This window comes from Pseudomonas sp. ERMR1:02, from assembly GCF_002277815.1.
Taxonomy (GTDB): Bacteria; Pseudomonadota; Gammaproteobacteria; order Pseudomonadales; family Pseudomonadaceae; genus Aquipseudomonas.
On the sequence record NZ_NKJI01000016.1, the window covers coordinates 120987 to 138172 of the forward strand.

Sequence of the window (17186 nt, forward strand, 5' to 3'; positions counted from 1 at the left end):
AATGGAAAAATTATGATTGATCCTGAATCTGGAGAGCCGTACATCCCTACTCCATCTTATTTTTTGGGGTGTTTTGATATTTATGATCGTGAAGAAACTCTAGGCGAGGAGCTAGAGAAATTTGATCCAAATAACGTGGAGGATCGGGAAGTTCTAATTCTCAAGTATTGCCTACCTAGAAAAAGATCTTATCGACAGAGGTTTTTACTTTACAAATGTTTGGAGCAGGCCCTTCAGGATGATGATTATGATTTTAAATCATTATTGAAGTATGACCCTGAGTCGTATTCATCATTTCCTGATGGTTGGGATGAAATGGAAAACACCAGAGCATTTTTTGAAGATATCTTTCGCTTGGCGACTGTTGTATGGATAGACGACCTTAAAAAAGCGAGCCATGAAGACCAATCAAAGTGGTGAGGCTGGCACGTGCTACAGCTGGTTTTTTATGAATGATTTGATTGAAAGTAGATGAGGTTTCGATTTGTTGAAGATTGTTGAGTAAGATAGAAGCGAAAAATTGATTAAGCAGATGGATGAGGCTGAATGCGTTTTTAAATTTGTGGTTCTTTCGCCCGATCCGCAAGATAAAGTGGACGAGTCCTGCCATCGACAGGGCCTGGTTGTACGGCATGAAGAGTTAATGAATAGCGCAATGCAGTGGCACAGAATTCTGATAAAGGATAAAAATACGAGGATTATCCAGAGCCATTCATTAGCTGGGAACTAGAAAGTGCTATCGCGACTCGGGAAGAAAAGCAGCAAAGGGGACGAATTTATTTTTTGCTCCAAGTATCGAAGGGGTTCGGTGTCAAGAAGAATGACATATAGGTCTATCCCCTTTTCGATTAATTCTGTTGTTGGATCGTCGTTGCTAATTGTCCTGGAGAGAAAATGTCATTGGATAGCTGTTTGTATAAGTTTGAGGATATATAGGGTGTCAAAGTCTTCGAAATTTGCTTAATGAGACAAACCCAGTCGTGGAGATGAAGCGCTTGAAAAAAAGTGTAGCGTTTTTGTTGGGTGGCGAGTTCTGAGAAATGCCGTTCTATTTAACTGTAAAAAGGAGGATCATGGTGGGAACTACGGATAAGCATGTGGCGGAAAGTTCGGGGTCTGCTGTTCAGCAGCAAACCAATAGTCGCGAATTTCATTGTGAAAGTAAGAAGTGCAGAGCCGTTAGAAGCTCTCAATTTGTAAGCTATAGAGCACAGTTGAACGCATATAATGAAGCGTTGACAAGGGAAGCCAGAAAAATGTCGCGTTTTACCGGAGAAGATAGTAAAGGAAATTTGGTAGTGCGAATGGAGGCTGAAAATGTGGGTCGTGGGTATGAACCTAATCCTTTAGATCCCGCGAACCCCCGTTATATTCCTAATATGAATGCCTTTGAGATGAAATTCGACTTTGAGACTTTGCAGCCTATAGCGCTTTATCCGATAGAGAAAATTTAATGCTGATGCATCCTTTTCTTGATGTCCCATATAATCCAAGATTAGAGCATTTTCTCGGTGGGTTCGATATATATGATCGCGAGGAGAGTCTTGGTGTTCAATTGTCGGCGTACGATCCTGACTGTCCTTCAGGCAGGGGATTTTTAATATCTCAGTTTGTTGTCAAACGCTTCGCTGGATTGAGCTATAGGCACAAGTTTGTTTTGCTTTTTGTGTTGGGAGAGGCTCTTGATGGTGATTTGAGTGTTTTTTCTGAAGTGTTGGAACATAATCCGATGTCTCATTCTTTGCTTCCTCCTGGGTGGAATGAAATGAAAAATCCAAGGGCGTTTTTTGAAGCTGTGTACGTTAAGTTGTCCGAGGCGTGGGTCGATGACCTATATAAAGCGAGTCAGGAAGATGTTTTAACTTGGTAAGGGCCTCGTGCTTCAGTGAGAGGTAAGCTTAATACTTGGCAATGATATGCTTAACAATGGGGCGGATTTGTTTTTGCTGTTGGCTTCAAAGGTGTCGTTGGTGTCGTTGGTGTCGTTGGTGTTGACGAGGGTTACGAATAAATTCGTCTCCTTTCTAGTCTTGAAGATATGTTTCGCTTGGCGACTGTGGTATGGATAGGCGACCTTAAAAAAGCAAGTCGCGAAGACCATTCAAAGTTGTGAGGCTGGCACGTGTTACAGCATGTTTTTATGAAAGTAGACGAGGTTTCGACTTGTTGAAAATTGTTGAGAAAGAAAGAAGCGAAAAATTGATTAGGCAGATGGATGAGGCTGGATGCGTTTTTAAATTTGTGGTTCTTTCGCCCGATCCGCAAGATGAAGTGGACGAGTCCTACCATCGACAGGGCCTGGTTGTACTGCATGAAGAGTTAATGAATAGCGCAATGCAGTGGCACAGAAATCTGATAAAGGATAAAAAATACGAGGATTATCCAGAGCCATTCATTAGTTGGGAGCTAGAAAGTGCTATCGCGACTCCATTAAATCTAGATGAAATACGTAGCCTGACACTGACTGATAGCATTGATGTCTTTGAACGTTTAGCATTATATGCTTCCTTTGTAAAACCCCCGTATCGTGCGCGATTTAAAAAGGGAGTAGAAGCTAAGGACGTTTTTAATGAGTGGTGTGATGTTCTTGGGTTAAATGAGCTGGATGAGGTTTCGGTACTGAATTGGGTGGAAGGATTTAATACGGAGTTGCATGTGAAAAATGATACTTCGAGTGTAGAGCCATGGAGTGATTATTTTTATCCAGGTTTGGAGTGGTGGGGTGTGTGGTGTTTAACGATCTGGAATCCCAAGCGACGGACTTTAAGTGCATTGATCGCGAGCACTACGGACTGATTAGGTGTTGTTTAATTTTTGCGGAATTGACTACGAAATTTCCGGGCAACGTCCTAGGAGATTTCCTTCAAGTTCTAGCGGTTTCCATGAACTGGTGCGAACTGAATTCCATGGATAGTCTTTGGCTGCCCCCGCAAAAACGGAGGCAGGGCGTAGGAACCCTTGAAGACTAGAAGAACGCTTCGGCGTCGGTACCTGATTTGCGGCTGGCATTGTGCATCCGTAAGATCATTTGCGGCGGCTGTGCGCGGGCACGCTTCGGTGTGGCCGAGTGCTCTGGTCTCGGTATTCCTACCCCGCGTATAGCTGCCACCCAAACCTGTAGGAAGGTTGGTGGGGGCGTCCATTTCGCTACCAGAGGTTTGAACAATGAAAAATATCCATCCCGATCCACCCTACAAAAAACCAATCCCCCACCCCGAAAACCGCTTCATGGCGCTCACCAGCAACTGCACCGACATGCCCACCCTGTTTGTCGACACCCATGCGCCGCTCGATGTTCTGACCGACGCTGCCAGCTATCGAATTCGTGCTGTAACGCAAGTGATGGAAAACCTGTCCATGCGTGGTTCGATCGAGTGTGAGTCTTTCATTCTCAGTGACTTCGCCTTGCTGTGTGCCATTCCGTTGCGCGATGGGTGTGATGTGCTGGATGTGGTTGGGCGGCGGTTGCGGGGGCGGTCCTCAGGGGCTTAGTGGCGGATTAATCCCGGATATTTGAGTCGGGCGAGAGGGCCTCTTCGCGGGCAAGCCTCGCTCCTACACGGGGTTTGTGTCGTTCACAACAATTGCGTACGACACTGCCCCTGTAGGAGCGAGGCTTGCCCGCGATGGCGTCAGACCAGTCAGCGCTGTCCTTTCAGCCAGCAGCTTCAGGCTCAGGCACCGCCAGACTATCAATCACGTGCACGCTGTATCCCGGCACATTCTTCGCGTGGTGTTTGGCCTGGGACGCCATCTCTGCCAACTGGCTGGCATCGATTTCCCCACAGGCTTCGGGATGCAAATGCACCACGCCGACGGACAGGGACAGCAACGCAAACTCCTGGCGTACGCCCTGGCGGTTGGGGGCGATGAAGCAGCCGGCCTCGAGGTGTTCGCTGCGGTAGAAGCGTCGGCACTGGCTCTGGAAGTCGTCCAGTAGCTGGTTCAAACGTTTGCCCCAGTCTTCCGGGCCAAGCACCAGCAGAAAGTCGTCGCCACCGATGTGGCCGACGAAGTCGCGGGAAGGGTCCACGCGGTCGTTCAGGCATTGCGCCAGGCACAGTAGGACTTCGTCCCCGCGACCGTAACCGTAGATGTCGTTGAAGGGTTTGAAGCTGTCGATGTCGACGTAGCAGATCACCGATTCCCGTTTCTGTTGCAGTAGCCGCGTGAGGCATTGCTGGATCGGCACGTTGCCCGGCAGCAGGGTCAGCGGGTTGGCATATCGAGCCTGCTGGATTTTCAGTTCGGTAATCAGTTTGAGCACATCGATCACCCGACCCAGGCCCAGGTAGCTGCCGTTGAGGGTGATGATGAAATCTTCTTCAATGCGTTGCCGGGCGCGGCTGGTGATCAGGCGGCTGACCTGTTGCAGCGATTGGCTCATCTCGACGGCCAGGAAGTCATCGCTCATCAGGCGGCTGATGGGTTTGCGGGCGAAAAGGTCAGTGGCAAACGGTTTGAGCAGGGCGTCCGAGAGCGAATGCCGATGGACGATGCCGCAAGGCTGGTCTTGCTCGTCCAGCACCGCCAGCGAGTTCAGGTTGGCCTGGCGACGGAAGGCTTCGAGGACGTTGGCGGTCGGTGTGTTGCGACCCACGGCGGGTTGGTCGTTGAGCAGGGCACTGAGATCGCTGGCTTCGTCGTTCAACGCCACGGCACCGCTATCACGACGAGGCATCAGGGTCCGGGCGTCCCGGGGTGGATGTTCTTGAGGGCGGCACAGCAGATAGCCCTGAACCAGATCAACGCCCATTTCGGTCAGCACCGCCAGTTCTTCCGGCAATTCGATGCCTTCGGCAATGACCTGCGCCCGCGATGCCTTGGCAATCTGCAGGATCGAGCCGACGAATTCGCGCTTGAGCGCATCCTGATGGATACCATCGATGAAATGCCGGTCAATCTTCACGTAGTCCGGGCGCAATTCGGACCACAGGCGCAGGCTCGAATAACCAGCCCCCAGGTCATCCAGGGCAATGGAAAAACCCATCGCCCGATAGTGATGCAGGGCGGTTTGCAACAACTGGAAGTCGTCGATTGGGGTCTGTTCGGTAAGTTCGATCACCACCTGACTCGGCGCAATGCCAAAGTCCTGCAACAGTTGCAAGGTTCGCCCCGGCTGGTGCGCGGCTTCAAGCAGGGATTCCGGTGAAACGTTGAGGAATAGCTTGCCGGGCAGTTGCTGTTCATTGAAGCGTCGGCAAGCGCTCTGCCGGCAGGCGATTTCCAGTTCGTTCAAGCGGCTGGCCTGGCGGGCGACGGCAAACAACGCGATGGGGGAGTGCAGCGGACTGTTGGACGGGCCACGACTGAGGGCTTCGTAACCGAAAATCCGTCGCTCAGAGAGGCTGATGATCGGTTGGAACAGGCTGTGCAAACCGCTTTGAGTCAGGATTGAACTCAATGCACTCAGCTGTTCGGTTGTGGTCATGGCGATCTCTGGCGAAAAAAAAGGACTGGGCGTGCTCTTGGTAAAAGAGCACGCCCAGTCCTTTATTTCACGACAGGATGATGACTGTTTGATGACGCTCCAGGGAGCGTCAGCATTAAATTGCCATCATTTGCTGATAAGCACTTAGTGCTTGGCCACCGCCGTGTTGAGCTTGAGGTAGTCCAGCAGAATGCGCCCGGTTTCGCTCAAGTAGGCATCGTCTTCTGGCTTGGTGTCCGGCTCGGCCGCGATGGCGTCTTCATCTTCTTTCTTCAGCTCTTTGAGCGGTTCTTCGCCCTTGGCCTTGCGACGGATGTTTTCCATGGCCAGTTGCTTGGCTTCGATGTCGGCGTGTTGTGCACGACGCTCGGCTTCATTGAGGCTGACGGTTTTTTCTGCCATCAGTTTCTGTGCCAGGGCCAGCTTGTCGCGAATGAACACGAACTCTGCGTCCTTGGCGCTACGCACGTCATGCTCGGATTTGAGCTGGGTGATGTACGGTTTGAACGGGTCGACTGCAGGCTTGATCGCCGCTTTGATGGTGTCCCACGGCATGGCTTCAGGCAGGGCGCTCTCGCCGATTTCCTTGGTATCGATGATCGACGGGTAATCGATGTCCGGCAGTACGCCCTGATGCTGGGTGCTCTGGCCGGAAACCCGGTAGAACTTGGCCAGGGTCAGTTTCAGTTCGCCATGGTTCAGCGGCTGAATGGTCTGCACGGTGCCTTTGCCGAAGGTCTGGCCGCCGATGATCAGTGCGCGGTGGTAGTCCTGCATGGCGCCGGCAAAAATCTCCGAAGCCGAGGCGGATAAGCGGTTGACCAACAATGCCATCGGGCCTTTGTAGAACGCGCCCGGGTTTTCATCTTCAAGTACATCGACGCGGCCATCGGCATTACGCACGAGTACGGTCGGCCCTTTGTCGATGAACAGGCTGGTCAACTCGGTGGCTTCCTGCAAGGAACCGCCGCCGTTGTTACGCAGGTCGATGACTACGCCGTCGACCTTGTCTTTTTGCAACTCGGTCAGCAGCTTCTTGACGTCGCGGGTGGTGCTCTTGTAATCCGGATCGCCGGCACGGAATGCCTTGAAGTCCAGATAGAAGGCCGGGATCTCGATGATGCCGAGCTTGTAGTCCTTGCCATCCTGCTTGAGGTTGAGGACCGACTTTTTCACTGCCTGGTCTTCAAGCTTCACCGCTTCGCGAGTGATCGGCACGATCTTGCTGGTCTGGTCGTTCGGTGCATTGCTGGCCGGGATCACTTCCAGGCGCACCACGGTGCCTTTCGGGCCACGGATCAGCTTGACCACTTCGTCCAGACGCCAGCCCACCACGTCGACCATCTCTTTGTTGCCTTGGGCAACGCCAATGATCTTGTCGGCTGGAGCGACCAGCTTGGTCTTGTCCGCCGGGCCTGCCGGCACCAGGCGCACGATTTTCACTTGATCGTTATCGCTCTGCAACACGGCGCCGATGCCCTCCAGGGACAGGCTCATGTTGATGTCGAAGTTTTCCGCGTTATCCGGCGACAGATAGTTGGTGTGCGGGTCGTAGGACATGGCGAAGGTGTTGATGTACGCCTGGAAGATGTCTTCCGCGCGGGTCTGGTCCAGACGCGCCAATTGGTTCTTGTAGCGCTTGGTCAGGGTTTCCTGGATTTGCTTGGAATCCTTGCCCGCGATCTTCATTCGCAGGACTTCGTCCTTGACGCGCTTGCGCCACAGGTCGTCGAGTTCTGAGGTGCTTTTGAGCCAAGAGGCGTCCTTGCGGTCGACCAGCAAGGTTTCCTTGGTGGTGAAGTCGATCTTGTCGACGCCTTTGTTCAACTCGATAAGGGCAAAGTCCAGACGCGCTTTGACGCGGTCCAGGTAGCGCTTGTAGATGGTGAACCCGGCGTTGAGGTCGCCGCTTTTGAGGAAGTCGTCGAACTGGGTCTTCCACTTGTCGAATTCGGCAATGTCGCTGGCCATGAAATAGCTGCGCGACGGGTCGAGCAATTTGAGGTAGCTGTCGTAGATGATCACCGAGCGCGCGTCATCGAGAGGCGGCTTGCTGTAGTGGTGGCGCTTGAGCAACTCCACGACGTTCAGACTGGCGATAACTTCGTCACGATCCGGTTGGAGCTTGTCCCAGCTATTGGCTGCGAATGAATTGCTCGAAAGCGGCAAAAGGCCGATCCCGATGAATAGGGCGAGGGCGGTGCTGGGGAACAAACGCTTCATGTTGATTCGACGCGGGGACAATTGATAACGCATATTAGGCCGTCTTTGAAGTCGCCGGTTCCACAAGGGCCGGTCGCATAATGCAAAAAGCCCGGCGCTACAGCTTCGGGCTCAGTCCAGACTCACTATGGAGGCACTGTGAAAGCATTGCAAGGCGTTGACGGTCAAGTGGTGTGGGTTGAAGAGCCTCGTCCTGCGTGTGATGCAGGACAAGTTCGCATTCGAGTGGCGGCTGCGGGTCTCAATCGCGCCGATTTATTGCAGAAGGCCGGTCTTTATCCGCCACCGCCGGGGGCCAGTCAGGTGCTGGGTCTAGAGTGCTCGGGGGTGATCAGCGAGGTCGGTCCCGGCTCGTCGTGGCAAGTGGGCGATCGAGTTTGTGCCTTGCTGGCCGGGGGCGGCATGGCCGAAGAGGTGGTTGTCGACGGACGGCATGTGTTGCCGGTTCCCGACGAAATGTCGTTGGCCGAAGCCGCTGCGTTGCCGGAAGTGTATGCGACCGTCTGGTTGAATTTATTTCAACTCGCGGCACTCAAGCCGGGTGAAAAAGTTTTGCTGCACGCCGGAGCAAGTGGAATCGGTTCAGCGGCCATTCAGCTGTGCAAGGCGTTTGGCAGCCCGTGTTGGGTGAGTGTCGGCTCCGCTGAGCGTCTGGCGTATTGCGAAGCGCTCGGTGCTCAGGGTGGTGTGGTGCGCACTGGCGATCTGGAGAGCCTGAGGGACCTTGGGCCGTTCGATGTCATCCTCGATCCGGTTGGTGGCAATTACGCGGCGCTGAACCTGAAACTGCTGGCTGGTGACGGTCGTTGGGTGCTGATCGGCCTGATGGGTGGCCGCGAGGCGAAGCTGGATCTGGCGCAGGTGCTGGCCAAGCGTGTGCAGCTGCTGGGTTCGACCCTGCGCAGCCGTAGCGATCAGTTCAAGGCGGATCTGTTCAGCGATCTGAGCCAGCATGTCTGGCCGCTGTTCGCCGAAAAACGCCTGAGCCCGCAACTGGCCAAGGCCTTTGCGATAAAGGACGCCGAAGCGGCGTTTGAGCAGTTGGCGAGCAACAAGGTGGCGGGGAAGTTAGTGCTCTTGATCGACGAAAGCCTGATCTGACAATACCGAACCTGTAGGAGCGAGGCTTGCCCGCGAACGCGATGTATCAGTCAACACAGATGTTGAATGTGAGTCCGCTTTCGCGGGCAAGCCTCGCTCCTACAAAGGGATTTGGGTTACTTCCAGATATGGATCGGCCAGCCGGCTTTTTCGGCCTGCTCGCGCAACACCGGGTCCGGGTTGACCACGTGCGGGTAATCCACCTTCAGCAACAACGGCAGATCATTGCGTGAGTCGGAATAGAAACTCGCGCCCTCCAGGTTTTCCTCTTCGGCATCCAGCCACTCCAGCAGCCGGGTGATCTTGCCTTCGCGGTAGGTCAGGGTGCCAATGGTGTTGCCGGTATAAACCCCGCGATCCACTTCCAGCTCGATCCCGAGAATCTCGTCGATGCCCAGCCGCTCGGCGATCGGGCCGACCAGATGTGTGCCCGAAGCGGAGATCACCAGGATGCGGTCGCCAGCCTTGCGGTGGGCGGCGATAGCTTTGGTGGCGTCGCTGAAGATGATCGGTTCGATGACGTCTTCCACCCACGGCGCGACCAGATGCTCGACCTCTTCTGGCGTGCGCCCGATCATCGGCTCCAGGCTGAAGGTCATGAACTCCTCCATGCGCAGCTTGCCGTGGCTGTAGGCGTCCATCAAATCGTTGTTCTTGCGCATGAAAGACTCGGGATCGACCCAGCCCAGGCGACCCATTTGCTCGCTCCAGAGGGTGGCGCAATCGCCGTGGATCAGCGTTTCGTCCAGATCAAAAATTGCCAGGGCCATCAGTGCGGTTCTCTCTTCAACGTCAGCAAAGTCATCAGGCTACCTCACACAGGGCCGTCGGATCGATGGAAAGCGCCAGGCGCTGACCATCGGGATGCAGATCGGCGCCGGAGCGGTTGAGTACGTCCACCACCAATTCCACGCCACGGGCTTCGATCCGGTAACGAATCACGTTGCCTAGCAGGCTGTGGCTGCGAACCTGCGCGTCCAGCTCGCCGTTCAGGCTCAGTTCGATAGCTTCCGGGCGAATGGCGATGCGATGGGTGATCGGTCGTTGCAGAAGCTTCGAGGCTGCTGCGGCATCCAGCAGGTTGTAGTTGCCAATGAACCCGGCGGCGAACACATCCACGGGTGCGGTGTACAGGGTTTCGGCGTCGCCGCTTTGTACGATTTTTCCCTGATTCATCAGGAAAATCCGGTCAGACATGGTCAGGGCTTCTTCCTGATCGTGTGTGACAAAGATTGTGGTCAGGCCTAGTTCGCGCTGGATCTGACGGATCTGTTCGCGCAGGTGCTTGCGAATCCGCGCATCGAGGGCCGACAGCGGCTCATCCAGCAACAACAGCCGTGGCCGGGTTACCAGCGAGCGGGCGAGGGCGACGCGCTGGCATTGGCCACCGGACAGTTGATGCGGATAGCGGGCGGCAAAGTCGTGCAGCTCCACCAGTTTTAGCACTTCGGCGACGCGCTTCTGGCGGTCGTCGGCGTTGACCTTCTGCATGCGCAAACCGAAGGCGACGTTTTGCTCGACGGTCATGTTGGGAAACAGCGCATAACTCTGGAACACCATGCCGATCCCGCGCTTCTGCGGACTCAATGGCACGATATCGACACCATCGAGCAAAATCTTGCCGCCATCCACCGAGGTCAGCCCGGCGATGCAACGCAGCAGTGTGGATTTACCGCAACCGGACGGACCGAGCAGGGTGACGAACTCACCTTTGCTGATTTCGCAGTTGATGTCGCTGAATACCGTGGTGCCTGCGTAATCTTTCTTAAGATGTTGGACGCTGACATAGCTCATTCGCTTTTGTCCTTGTTCAAGATATTGGCCGCCCAGGTCAGAACCAGCACGAAGAAGAAATAGGAAATCACCAGGGCACTGGTGAAGTGGCCGCTGCTGTTGCGCATATTGTTGAGGTAGACCTGCAGGGTTTCGTAACGGGTGCCGACGAGGATGTTGGCGAAGACGAACTCACCGAACAGAAACGAGAACGACAGTAGCAACGCCACCATCAAGCCCTTGCGCAGGTTCGGCAGCACCACCAGGATCGCCGCTTGAAAGGTGCTCGCACCGAGCAGTTGGGCGGCGTCCATCAGGTCACGCAAATTGATTGCTTGCAGGTTGTTGGTGATCGCCCGGTACATGAACGGCAGCGCCACGGTGAAGTAGCAACCGATCAGAATCCACGGTGTGCCGACCATCGCGAACGGGCCGGAACCGTAGAGCTGCAGCAGCCCCACCGACGACACCACGGGCGGTACGGCGAAAGGCAGTAGGATCAAGATGTTCATCAGCGCATCGAGTTTCGGGAAGTGGTAATGCACCACGAACAGCAGCGGCAGAATCAGCACTACTGACAAAATCAGCGCACCGACGCAGACCAGAAGCGATTGGCCGAAAGCACTTAGAAAACGCGGGTCACTCCACAGCTGCGCGTACCATTTAATGCTGAAACCGCTGGGCAGAATGGTTGCCGACCAACTGCTGGAAATCGAGTAGATAAAGGTGCCGATCAACGGCAATAACAGAATGGCAAACAGCAGGTAGACCACTACGCGGTGGTAGATACCGACGGGCCCCAGTTCAGTGCGAGACATGGTAGCTCCTCTTCAACAGCAGCTGATGCACGACGGTCACCAGGGTCATCAACGCCACCAGCACAACCGCCAGGGCACTGGCCAGGTTCGGGTCCAGTGAAATGTCGCCTGAGACCATCGCCGCGATACGGATCGTCAGCACGTTGAAGTTGCCCGTGGTCAGGGCATACACCGTAGCGTAGGCGCCGAGGGCATTGGCCAGCAGGATCACGAACGTGCCGAGCAATGCCGGGGTCAGCACTGGCAGACCGATGTGCCTCCAGAACTGCCAGCCATTCGCGCCAAGCAGTGCGGCAGACTCGCGCCAGTCTTCGCGCAGAGCATCGAAGGCCGGGTAGAGCAACAGCACGCCAAGGGGGATCTGGAAGTAGGTGTAGAGAAGGATCAGCCCGGTTTTCGAATACAGGTTGAAGTCCTCAATGATCCCGGCCTGCTTGAGCATGATGGTGAAACTGCCGTTGAATCCCAGCAGGATGATGAATGCGAAAGCCAGGGGCACGCCGGAGAAGTTGCTGGTCATGTTGGCGAAGGCGTTGACGAAGTTGCGCAGTTTCGAGTCGACCCGGCGCAGGGAATAGGCACCGAGCACCGCGATGACGATGCCGAACACGCTGGACCAGAAACTGATCTCGAGGCTGTACTGGATCGCCTGCAGATAAAACTTCGAGCTGAAGATTTTGGTGAAGTTGGCCAGCCCCCAACCGAATTCTTCCGATTCCAGGCTGTTGATCATCACCCACGCCAGCGGGGCGATTTCGAACACGATGAAGAACAGGGTAAAGGGCAACAGGCACAAGGCTGCCAGCCATTTGCCGCGAGTCATGGAGTTCACTTGAGCAGCTCCCGGCACACAGGTTTGTCGTGAGGCACGCCGAGCAGTTCGCAGACGGTGCCGCAAATCTCGATCTGTTTGGGCGTGGCATCGGCGTTGAAGCTGAAGGCATCGCCGAGCACGAACAGCGGCACTTCGCGTTCCTCGGGCAACAGGCCGTTATGGGAGCGGTCGTTATTCATGCCGTGGTCGGCGGTCAACAACACCTGGTAACCGGCGTCGAGCCAGCCTTGCAGGTAGTCGGCGATGATGATGTCGGCCGAACGGGCGCTGTTACGGTATTGCGGGGTGTCGAGGCCGTGTTTGTGCCCGGCGTCGTCGATGTTCATGGGGTGCACCAGCAGGAAATTCGGTGCATGGCGCAGGCGCAGGCTTTCGGCATCGGCGAACAGGTGCGAGTCGGGGTAGTGATCGCTCCAGTAGAAATGCCCGTGCTGGATCGGCAGATCGGGGTTGTCGGTGTGACGATCCCGGGCTGCCACGAATGGCGAACGGTTGTACAACTCACTTACCCAGTGATAAGCCGCCGCCGCGGTTTTCAGGCCGGCGTCGGTGGCGTAGTGGTAGATGCTGCGCTGATTGGACAGGCGCGAGACGTTGTTGTGAACGATGCCGCTGTCGATTGGTGTGACGCCGGTCAGGATGCATTCGTAAAGAGGTCGGGACAGGGCCGGCAACTCGCACTGCAGTTTGTAGAGCGCTGCGCGTCCTGCGCCGACGTAAGCCTGCAGGTGCCCCATGGCGTGCCGCGCGACTTCGTAATTGAGGCCGTCGAGCACGACAAGGATGACGTTGTGCTTCATAGGGGCAAAAACTCCGGGAAACAGATGGATCGATAGAAATCTGTAGGAGCCGGCTTGCTGGCGATTGCATCAACTCGGTACTCAAAGAGACCGCAGTGATGCGATCGCCAGCAAGCTGGCTCCTACAGATGAAGCATTACTTCATTTCGACGATGACTTCTTCGTTCCACTTCTGAGGCAGGGCCTTGGAGGTTTTTTCCCACGCATCCGCGTCCTTGATCGGCGTGACCTTTTTGTACTGCTCGTTCGGCAGCAGCTTGGCCTGGACATCGGCCGGCAGGGTCAGGTGGTCGGCGCGGATTGGACGGGCGTTGCCTTTGGCCAGGTTGATCTGGCCGGCGTCGCTGAAGATGTACTCGCGGGTCAGCTTGGCGGCGTTCGGGTTCTTCGCGTATTTGTTGATGATGGTGGTGTAACCGGAAATCACCGAGCCATCGGACGGGATCAGCACCACGTAATCATCCGGGTTGGCCATCTTGGCCTTGTAGCTCAGGCCGTTGAAGTCCCAGACCACGCCGACTTCGATCTCGCCTTTTTCCATGGCGCCAATGACTGGGTTGGACATCGACAGGCGACCCTGCTTGGCGATGTCGGCAAACAATTTCAGTGCCGGCTCAATGTTTTTCTCGTCGCCACCGTTGGCGTATGCAGCAGCCAGAACGCCGTTGGCAGCCTGGGCGGCGGTGCTCACGTCACCGATGGATACCTTGTATTTGCCGGTTTTGAGGTCAGCCCATTTGGTCGGTATGTCGGAGCCGTGCAACAGCTTTTTGTTGACGATAAAGGCGATAGTGCCGGTGTAGGCCAGCGCCCAGTTGCCGTCCTTATCTTTTGCCCAGGCCGGAACCTGATCCCAGGTCGACGGTTTATAAGGTTGCGTCACACCTTGCTTGACCGCGATCGGGCCAAAAGCGGCACCCACGTCGCCAATGTCAGCGCTGGCGTTGTCTTTCTCAGCGGCGAACTTGGCGATTTCCTGTGCCGAACTCATGTCGGTGTCGATGTGTTTCAGGCCGTACGTCTTCGCCAGGTCTTCCCAGGTGCCTTTCCAGTTGGCCCAGTCATCGGGCATGCCGACACTGTTGACCGCGCCTTCCGCTTTCGCAGCGGCTTCCAGGGTTTTCAAATCATCAGCCGCCATGGCCGCGGTGCACATGGCAATGGTCGAGCCTAACAGTGATGCCAGGAAAAGCTGTTTCATTCCGAAGCTCCTATGGGCGTTTTCAACGCTGCGATTGCGGTTGTGTTGGTCTAGGTCAGCAATACCTGAGCCAATTTAAGGACGCTCGATGACACTTTGATGTCGTTCGTCGGCCGCCACGGCTTTTATTTGCCCGGCATTGGCGGGTGTCTGGTAAGCGTAGACCATCGGCAAAAGCCCGCTACGCTAGGGATTTGGCCGATGTATTGCAGGCTTTGAAAGGGACTGCGCGAGTGACCGTTCGGTAGGTTGTCATCTCTCAGTCATCTGCACTGCCTACGCTTGCAGGATGTTTGAAGAGCCGATTTATCGTGCGGTTCTGCCCCGAACCAGTGCTGGTCTAGTCCAGAAAGGTAACGTTGATGCGTGATGAGGCAACAAAAGCGGTGACAGCGATCGGCCAAGTGCTTCAGGAGCAGCTCGACCACGGGTTGCTGGCACCGGGGAGCAAACTGCCGGCCGAGCGCAAACTCAGTGAGTTGTTCGGCACCACGCGGATCACTGTGCGCGAGGCGTTGTTGCAGTTGGAGGCCCAAGGGCAGATTTATCGCGAAGAACGGCGTGGCTGGTTCGTTTCGCCGCCGCGACTGGCGTACAACCTGATGCAGCGCAGTCACTTTCACGCGATGGTCAGTGCTCAGGGGCGAGTGCCATGCACCGAGGTGATCTCTGCGCGCTTACAGCCCGCTTCGGCGGCGGTCTGTGCATGGTTGCAGTTGCCGGCGCTGTCGAGCGTGATTCAGATTTGCCGTTCACGGCGCATTGATGGGCGACTGGTGCTGTATGTGGAGCACTGCCTCAATCCGCAGTATTTTCCGGGGATTCTGGATTTTGATTTGAATCAGTCGATTACCGAGTTGTATGCGCGGCACTACGATCTGCACTACGGGCGGGTGCGTTTCGAGATTGTGCCGACGGCATTGTCGGCGGATGCGGCGGCGGCTTTACGGGTGTCGGTGGGGAGTCCGGGGTTGCGCATTGCGCGGGTCAATTATGATCAGCATGAGCGGTTGATTGACTGTGATCTGGAGTTTTGGCGGCATGATGCGATTCATGTCGGGGTGGATGTCCTGTAGGAGCGAGGCTTGCCCGCGAAGACGGCATATCAACAAACATTGGTGTTGAATGTTAATCCGTATTCGCGGGCAAGCCTCGCTCCTACAAAGGCCGGTCGGGGCCACCGCTGGCCGTAATGACTTGCACACTCATCCGCGGCGTCGCCAAGTCCATCCCCGCTTCATCCATATGCCGTTTCAGCGACAGGTTGAACGCGCGGGAGACTTCCCACTGTTTGATCGGCGCGGTCTTGAATCGGGCGCGCAGGATCGCGTTGCCGGATTCGAAACTTTCCACACCCTGAATTTCCAACGGCGACCAGATGTTGCGCCGTTGCAGTGGGTCGGTGCGCATTTTTTGGCCGACTTCGCGCATCAGTTTGATTGCGCTGTCGATGTCCATGCTGGCAGGTACCGCGACCCGGAAGATCGCGTAGCCGAATTCCCGAGAGTAGTTATTGATGCTTTTGATTTCGCTGAAGGGAATGGTGTGGACGATGCCGTCGATGTCGCGCAGGCGCACGGTGCGAATAGTCAGGCCTTCGACAGTGCCCAGGTGCCCGCCAACGTCCACGTAGTCGTCGATGGCCAGGGAATCTTCGATGATGATGAACAGACCGGTAATCAAGTCGGCCACCAGCGATTGCGCGCCGAAACCGATGGCCAGGCCGATCACGCCGGCGCCGGCCAGCAGTGGCGTGACGTTCATGCCCATGTTCGCCAGGGCAACGATCATCGCGATGATGAAGATGGTCACGAACAGCACGTTGCGAATCAGCGGCATCATCGTTTGTGCGCGGGCGTTGGCCAGGCCTTTGCGCGAGCGGGTAAGGGCGTGGTGCACGGCGGTGTCGCTGAGGATCCAGATCAGCCAGGCAAAAATCAATGTGCCGCCGAGGCTGAACAGTTTGACACTGACTTCATGCCCTTCGCCTTCGGTGAAGCGGATCAGCGACAGGCCCCAGACCCGAAGCCCGAGTTCGATGAACGCTAGCCATACCAGCAGATGGACGAGGGTGTAAAAGAAGCTTTTCAGGCGTTCGGAATATAACGCGTGGCGCTTGGCACCGCGTTGTGGTTTGAGGGCATGGCGGCGCACCAGGCCGTTGATGACCATGCACAACACCAGCAGCACGGTGCAGATCAGTGACTGACGCAATGCGGTACTGGTATCGCCAGCCGAAACAAAGGTGGCGAACACCGAAATGCACACTAAAACCAGCGCCGGCACGAACCAAAAGGTGCCAAGAATTTCGATTGTGTCGCTGAGGGCGCGGCGGGTCAGGCGTCGGGACAGTGGCTGGTTGCGGATCAAGTGGGCAATCGGGCGGCGGAAGCGCAGGATGAACAACCCCGTGAACAGCGCCGCCAATACGTTGGCCACTGTTGCGGCGGTGTGTGCCAAATGCACGCCCAGGCTTTCAATCAGTCGCGGGTCGTTCAGGGCTTCACCGAAAGCGGCAAAGCTGCCGATCAGCCACAGCGGGCGAAAGGCCTGATGTCGCAGTATGTACAGGGCGCGGTGGCGATGCGGACCATCGAGCAAGGAAAATGCGATCACGCAGACCGCGGAAAAACAGGTGCCAACCACTAGTGCATAAGCCAGCACCATTGCCAGACTTTTACCCAGTGACAAAGGCAGGGCGTAGCTCATATACACGGTGATGACCAGGGCGATCAGCCACGGCCCGAGCTTGCGCAGGGCGAAGCGCAGCATGTCAAGAGCTCTGGGGTGTTGCGGCAATTCTTCGGTCAGGCCGAACGCATGCGTACCCGATGGCTGACCCAGATCAGCGCCGCCGCCAGCAGGCTCCAGACCATCAAAATCATGGCGAAAGCAAAGATGATCGGTAGCCATTCGTTGGCTGGCAGCACCAGTGCGGTCAGTTCGTCCTTGGCCAGGTCGAATTCGTCGGACCAGCGAGTGATCGGGCTATCGGCACCGGAAA

At 55.8% G+C, this 17186-nt stretch carries 15 protein-coding genes and 1 pseudogene; 7 read left to right on the top strand and 9 right to left on the bottom strand.

Annotated features, from left to right (window positions below):
- Nucleotides 1-12 precede the first annotated feature (12 nt).
- From CES87_RS24125 to CES87_RS24145, 5 genes are all read left to right on the top strand, one after another.
- Complete coding sequence (locus tag CES87_RS24125) at nucleotides 13-420, top strand: hypothetical protein (protein WP_371858258.1); 408 nt, start codon at nucleotides 13-15, stop codon at nucleotides 418-420.
- A 653-nt stretch (nucleotides 421-1073) separates the two neighbouring features.
- The gene (locus CES87_RS33570) at nucleotides 1074-1454 is read left to right on the top strand and encodes a hypothetical protein (protein WP_256591064.1); all 381 of its coding nucleotides are present in this window, start codon (nucleotides 1074-1076) and stop codon (nucleotides 1452-1454) included.
- On the top strand, nucleotides 1454-1870 hold the full coding sequence (locus CES87_RS24135) for a hypothetical protein (protein WP_128608070.1): 417 nt from the start codon (nucleotides 1454-1456) through the stop codon (nucleotides 1868-1870). Before CES87_RS33570 ends, CES87_RS24135 begins: the two co-directional genes overlap by 1 nt.
- 296 nt (nucleotides 1871-2166) lie before the next feature.
- Nucleotides 2167-2796 (top strand): hypothetical protein, encoded by a 630-nt coding sequence (locus CES87_RS24140; RefSeq protein ID WP_256591065.1) that lies wholly within the window; start codon nucleotides 2167-2169, stop codon nucleotides 2794-2796.
- Nucleotides 2797-3165: 369 nt separating this feature from the next.
- Nucleotides 3166-3492, top strand: coding sequence for a hypothetical protein (locus tag CES87_RS24145; RefSeq protein ID WP_128608071.1), 327 nt, complete (start codon nucleotides 3166-3168; stop codon nucleotides 3490-3492).
- Between the two features lie 163 nt (nucleotides 3493-3655).
- Here CES87_RS24145 and CES87_RS24150 read toward each other — a convergent pair whose 3' ends face one another.
- Nucleotides 3656-5431 (bottom strand): bifunctional diguanylate cyclase/phosphodiesterase, encoded by a 1776-nt coding sequence (locus CES87_RS24150; protein WP_128608072.1) that lies wholly within the window; start codon nucleotides 5429-5431, stop codon nucleotides 3656-3658.
- A gap of 144 nt (nucleotides 5432-5575) precedes the next feature.
- Complete coding sequence (locus tag CES87_RS24155) at nucleotides 5576-7654, bottom strand: carboxy terminal-processing peptidase (RefSeq protein WP_178081473.1); 2079 nt, start codon at nucleotides 7652-7654, stop codon at nucleotides 5576-5578.
- A gap of 138 nt (nucleotides 7655-7792) precedes the next feature.
- Between CES87_RS24155 and CES87_RS24160 the strand changes: the two genes are divergently transcribed.
- Entirely contained in the window at nucleotides 7793-8755 is a 963-nt protein-coding gene (locus tag CES87_RS24160; RefSeq protein ID WP_128608074.1) for a zinc-binding dehydrogenase, read from the top strand.
- Between the two features lie 116 nt (nucleotides 8756-8871).
- Here the strand turns inward: CES87_RS24160 and CES87_RS24165 are convergent, their stop codons facing one another.
- The 6 genes from CES87_RS24165 to CES87_RS24190 all read right to left on the bottom strand — a co-directional run bounded on the left by CES87_RS24165 (nucleotide 8872) and on the right by CES87_RS24190 (nucleotide 14182).
- On the bottom strand, nucleotides 8872-9525 hold the full coding sequence (locus tag CES87_RS24165) for an HAD family phosphatase (protein ID WP_128608075.1): 654 nt from the start codon (nucleotides 9523-9525) through the stop codon (nucleotides 8872-8874).
- 34 nt (nucleotides 9526-9559) lie between these two features.
- On the bottom strand, nucleotides 9560-10549 hold the full coding sequence (locus CES87_RS24170) for an ABC transporter ATP-binding protein (protein WP_128608076.1): 990 nt from the start codon (nucleotides 10547-10549) through the stop codon (nucleotides 9560-9562).
- Complete coding sequence (locus tag CES87_RS24175; protein ID WP_128608077.1) at nucleotides 10546-11346, bottom strand: ABC transporter permease; 801 nt, start codon at nucleotides 11344-11346, stop codon at nucleotides 10546-10548. Before CES87_RS24175 ends, CES87_RS24170 begins: the two co-directional genes overlap by 4 nt.
- Complete coding sequence (locus CES87_RS24180) at nucleotides 11333-12169, bottom strand: ABC transporter permease subunit (protein WP_178081477.1); 837 nt, start codon at nucleotides 12167-12169, stop codon at nucleotides 11333-11335. The genes CES87_RS24175 and CES87_RS24180 overlap by 14 nt, the downstream gene beginning before the upstream one ends.
- Before the next feature lie 5 nt (nucleotides 12170-12174).
- Nucleotides 12175-12981: an alkaline phosphatase family protein gene (locus CES87_RS24185; protein ID WP_128608079.1), complete on the bottom strand. Its 807-nt coding sequence runs from the start codon at nucleotides 12979-12981 to the stop codon at nucleotides 12175-12177.
- 136 nt (nucleotides 12982-13117) lie between these two features.
- Nucleotides 13118-14182 (bottom strand): ABC transporter substrate-binding protein, encoded by a 1065-nt coding sequence (locus tag CES87_RS24190; RefSeq protein WP_128608080.1) that lies wholly within the window; start codon nucleotides 14180-14182, stop codon nucleotides 13118-13120.
- A 362-nt stretch (nucleotides 14183-14544) separates the two neighbouring features.
- Between CES87_RS24190 and CES87_RS24195 the strand changes: the two genes are divergently transcribed.
- Nucleotides 14545-15258 carry a UTRA domain-containing protein gene (locus CES87_RS24195; protein ID WP_128608081.1) on the top strand — a complete coding sequence of 238 codons (714 nt, stop codon included), beginning with the start codon at nucleotides 14545-14547 and terminating at the stop codon, nucleotides 15256-15258.
- Between the two features lie 82 nt (nucleotides 15259-15340).
- Here the strand turns inward: CES87_RS24195 and CES87_RS24200 are convergent.
- A pseudogene (locus CES87_RS24200) lies at nucleotides 15341-17186 on the bottom strand (mechanosensitive ion channel family protein); the annotation flags it as partial.

What these genes read in the sequence shown, in the direction of transcription:
- CES87_RS24145 (WP_128608071.1), top strand. Translation starts at nt 3,166, where the DNA reads ATGAAAAATATCCATCCCGATCCACCCTACAAAAAACCAATCCCCCAC.
- CES87_RS24135 (WP_128608070.1), top strand. Translation starts at nt 1,454, where the DNA reads ATGCTGATGCATCCTTTTCTTGATGTCCCATATAATCCAAGATTAGAG.
- CES87_RS33570 (WP_256591064.1), top strand. Translation starts at nt 1,074, where the DNA reads ATGGTGGGAACTACGGATAAGCATGTGGCGGAAAGTTCGGGGTCTGCT.
- CES87_RS24175 (WP_128608077.1), bottom strand. Translation starts at nt 11,346, where the DNA reads ATGTCTCGCACTGAACTGGGGCCCGTCGGTATCTACCACCGCGTAGTG.
- CES87_RS24185 (WP_128608079.1), bottom strand. Translation starts at nt 12,981, where the DNA reads ATGAAGCACAACGTCATCCTTGTCGTGCTCGACGGCCTCAATTACGAA.
- CES87_RS24150 (WP_128608072.1), bottom strand. Translation starts at nt 5,431, where the DNA reads ATGACCACAACCGAACAGCTGAGTGCATTGAGTTCAATCCTGACTCAA.
- CES87_RS24155 (WP_178081473.1), bottom strand. Translation starts at nt 7,654, where the DNA reads ATGAAGCGTTTGTTCCCCAGCACCGCCCTCGCCCTATTCATCGGGATC.
- CES87_RS24125 (WP_371858258.1), top strand. Translation starts at nt 13, where the DNA reads ATGATTGATCCTGAATCTGGAGAGCCGTACATCCCTACTCCATCTTAT.
- CES87_RS24180 (WP_178081477.1), bottom strand. Translation starts at nt 12,169, where the DNA reads ATGACTCGCGGCAAATGGCTGGCAGCCTTGTGCCTGTTGCCCTTTACC.
- CES87_RS24170 (WP_128608076.1), bottom strand. Translation starts at nt 10,549, where the DNA reads ATGAGCTATGTCAGCGTCCAACATCTTAAGAAAGATTACGCAGGCACC.
- CES87_RS24165 (WP_128608075.1), bottom strand. Translation starts at nt 9,525, where the DNA reads ATGGCCCTGGCAATTTTTGATCTGGACGAAACGCTGATCCACGGCGAT.
- CES87_RS24190 (WP_128608080.1), bottom strand. Translation starts at nt 14,182, where the DNA reads ATGAAACAGCTTTTCCTGGCATCACTGTTAGGCTCGACCATTGCCATG.
- CES87_RS24195 (WP_128608081.1), top strand. Translation starts at nt 14,545, where the DNA reads ATGCGTGATGAGGCAACAAAAGCGGTGACAGCGATCGGCCAAGTGCTT.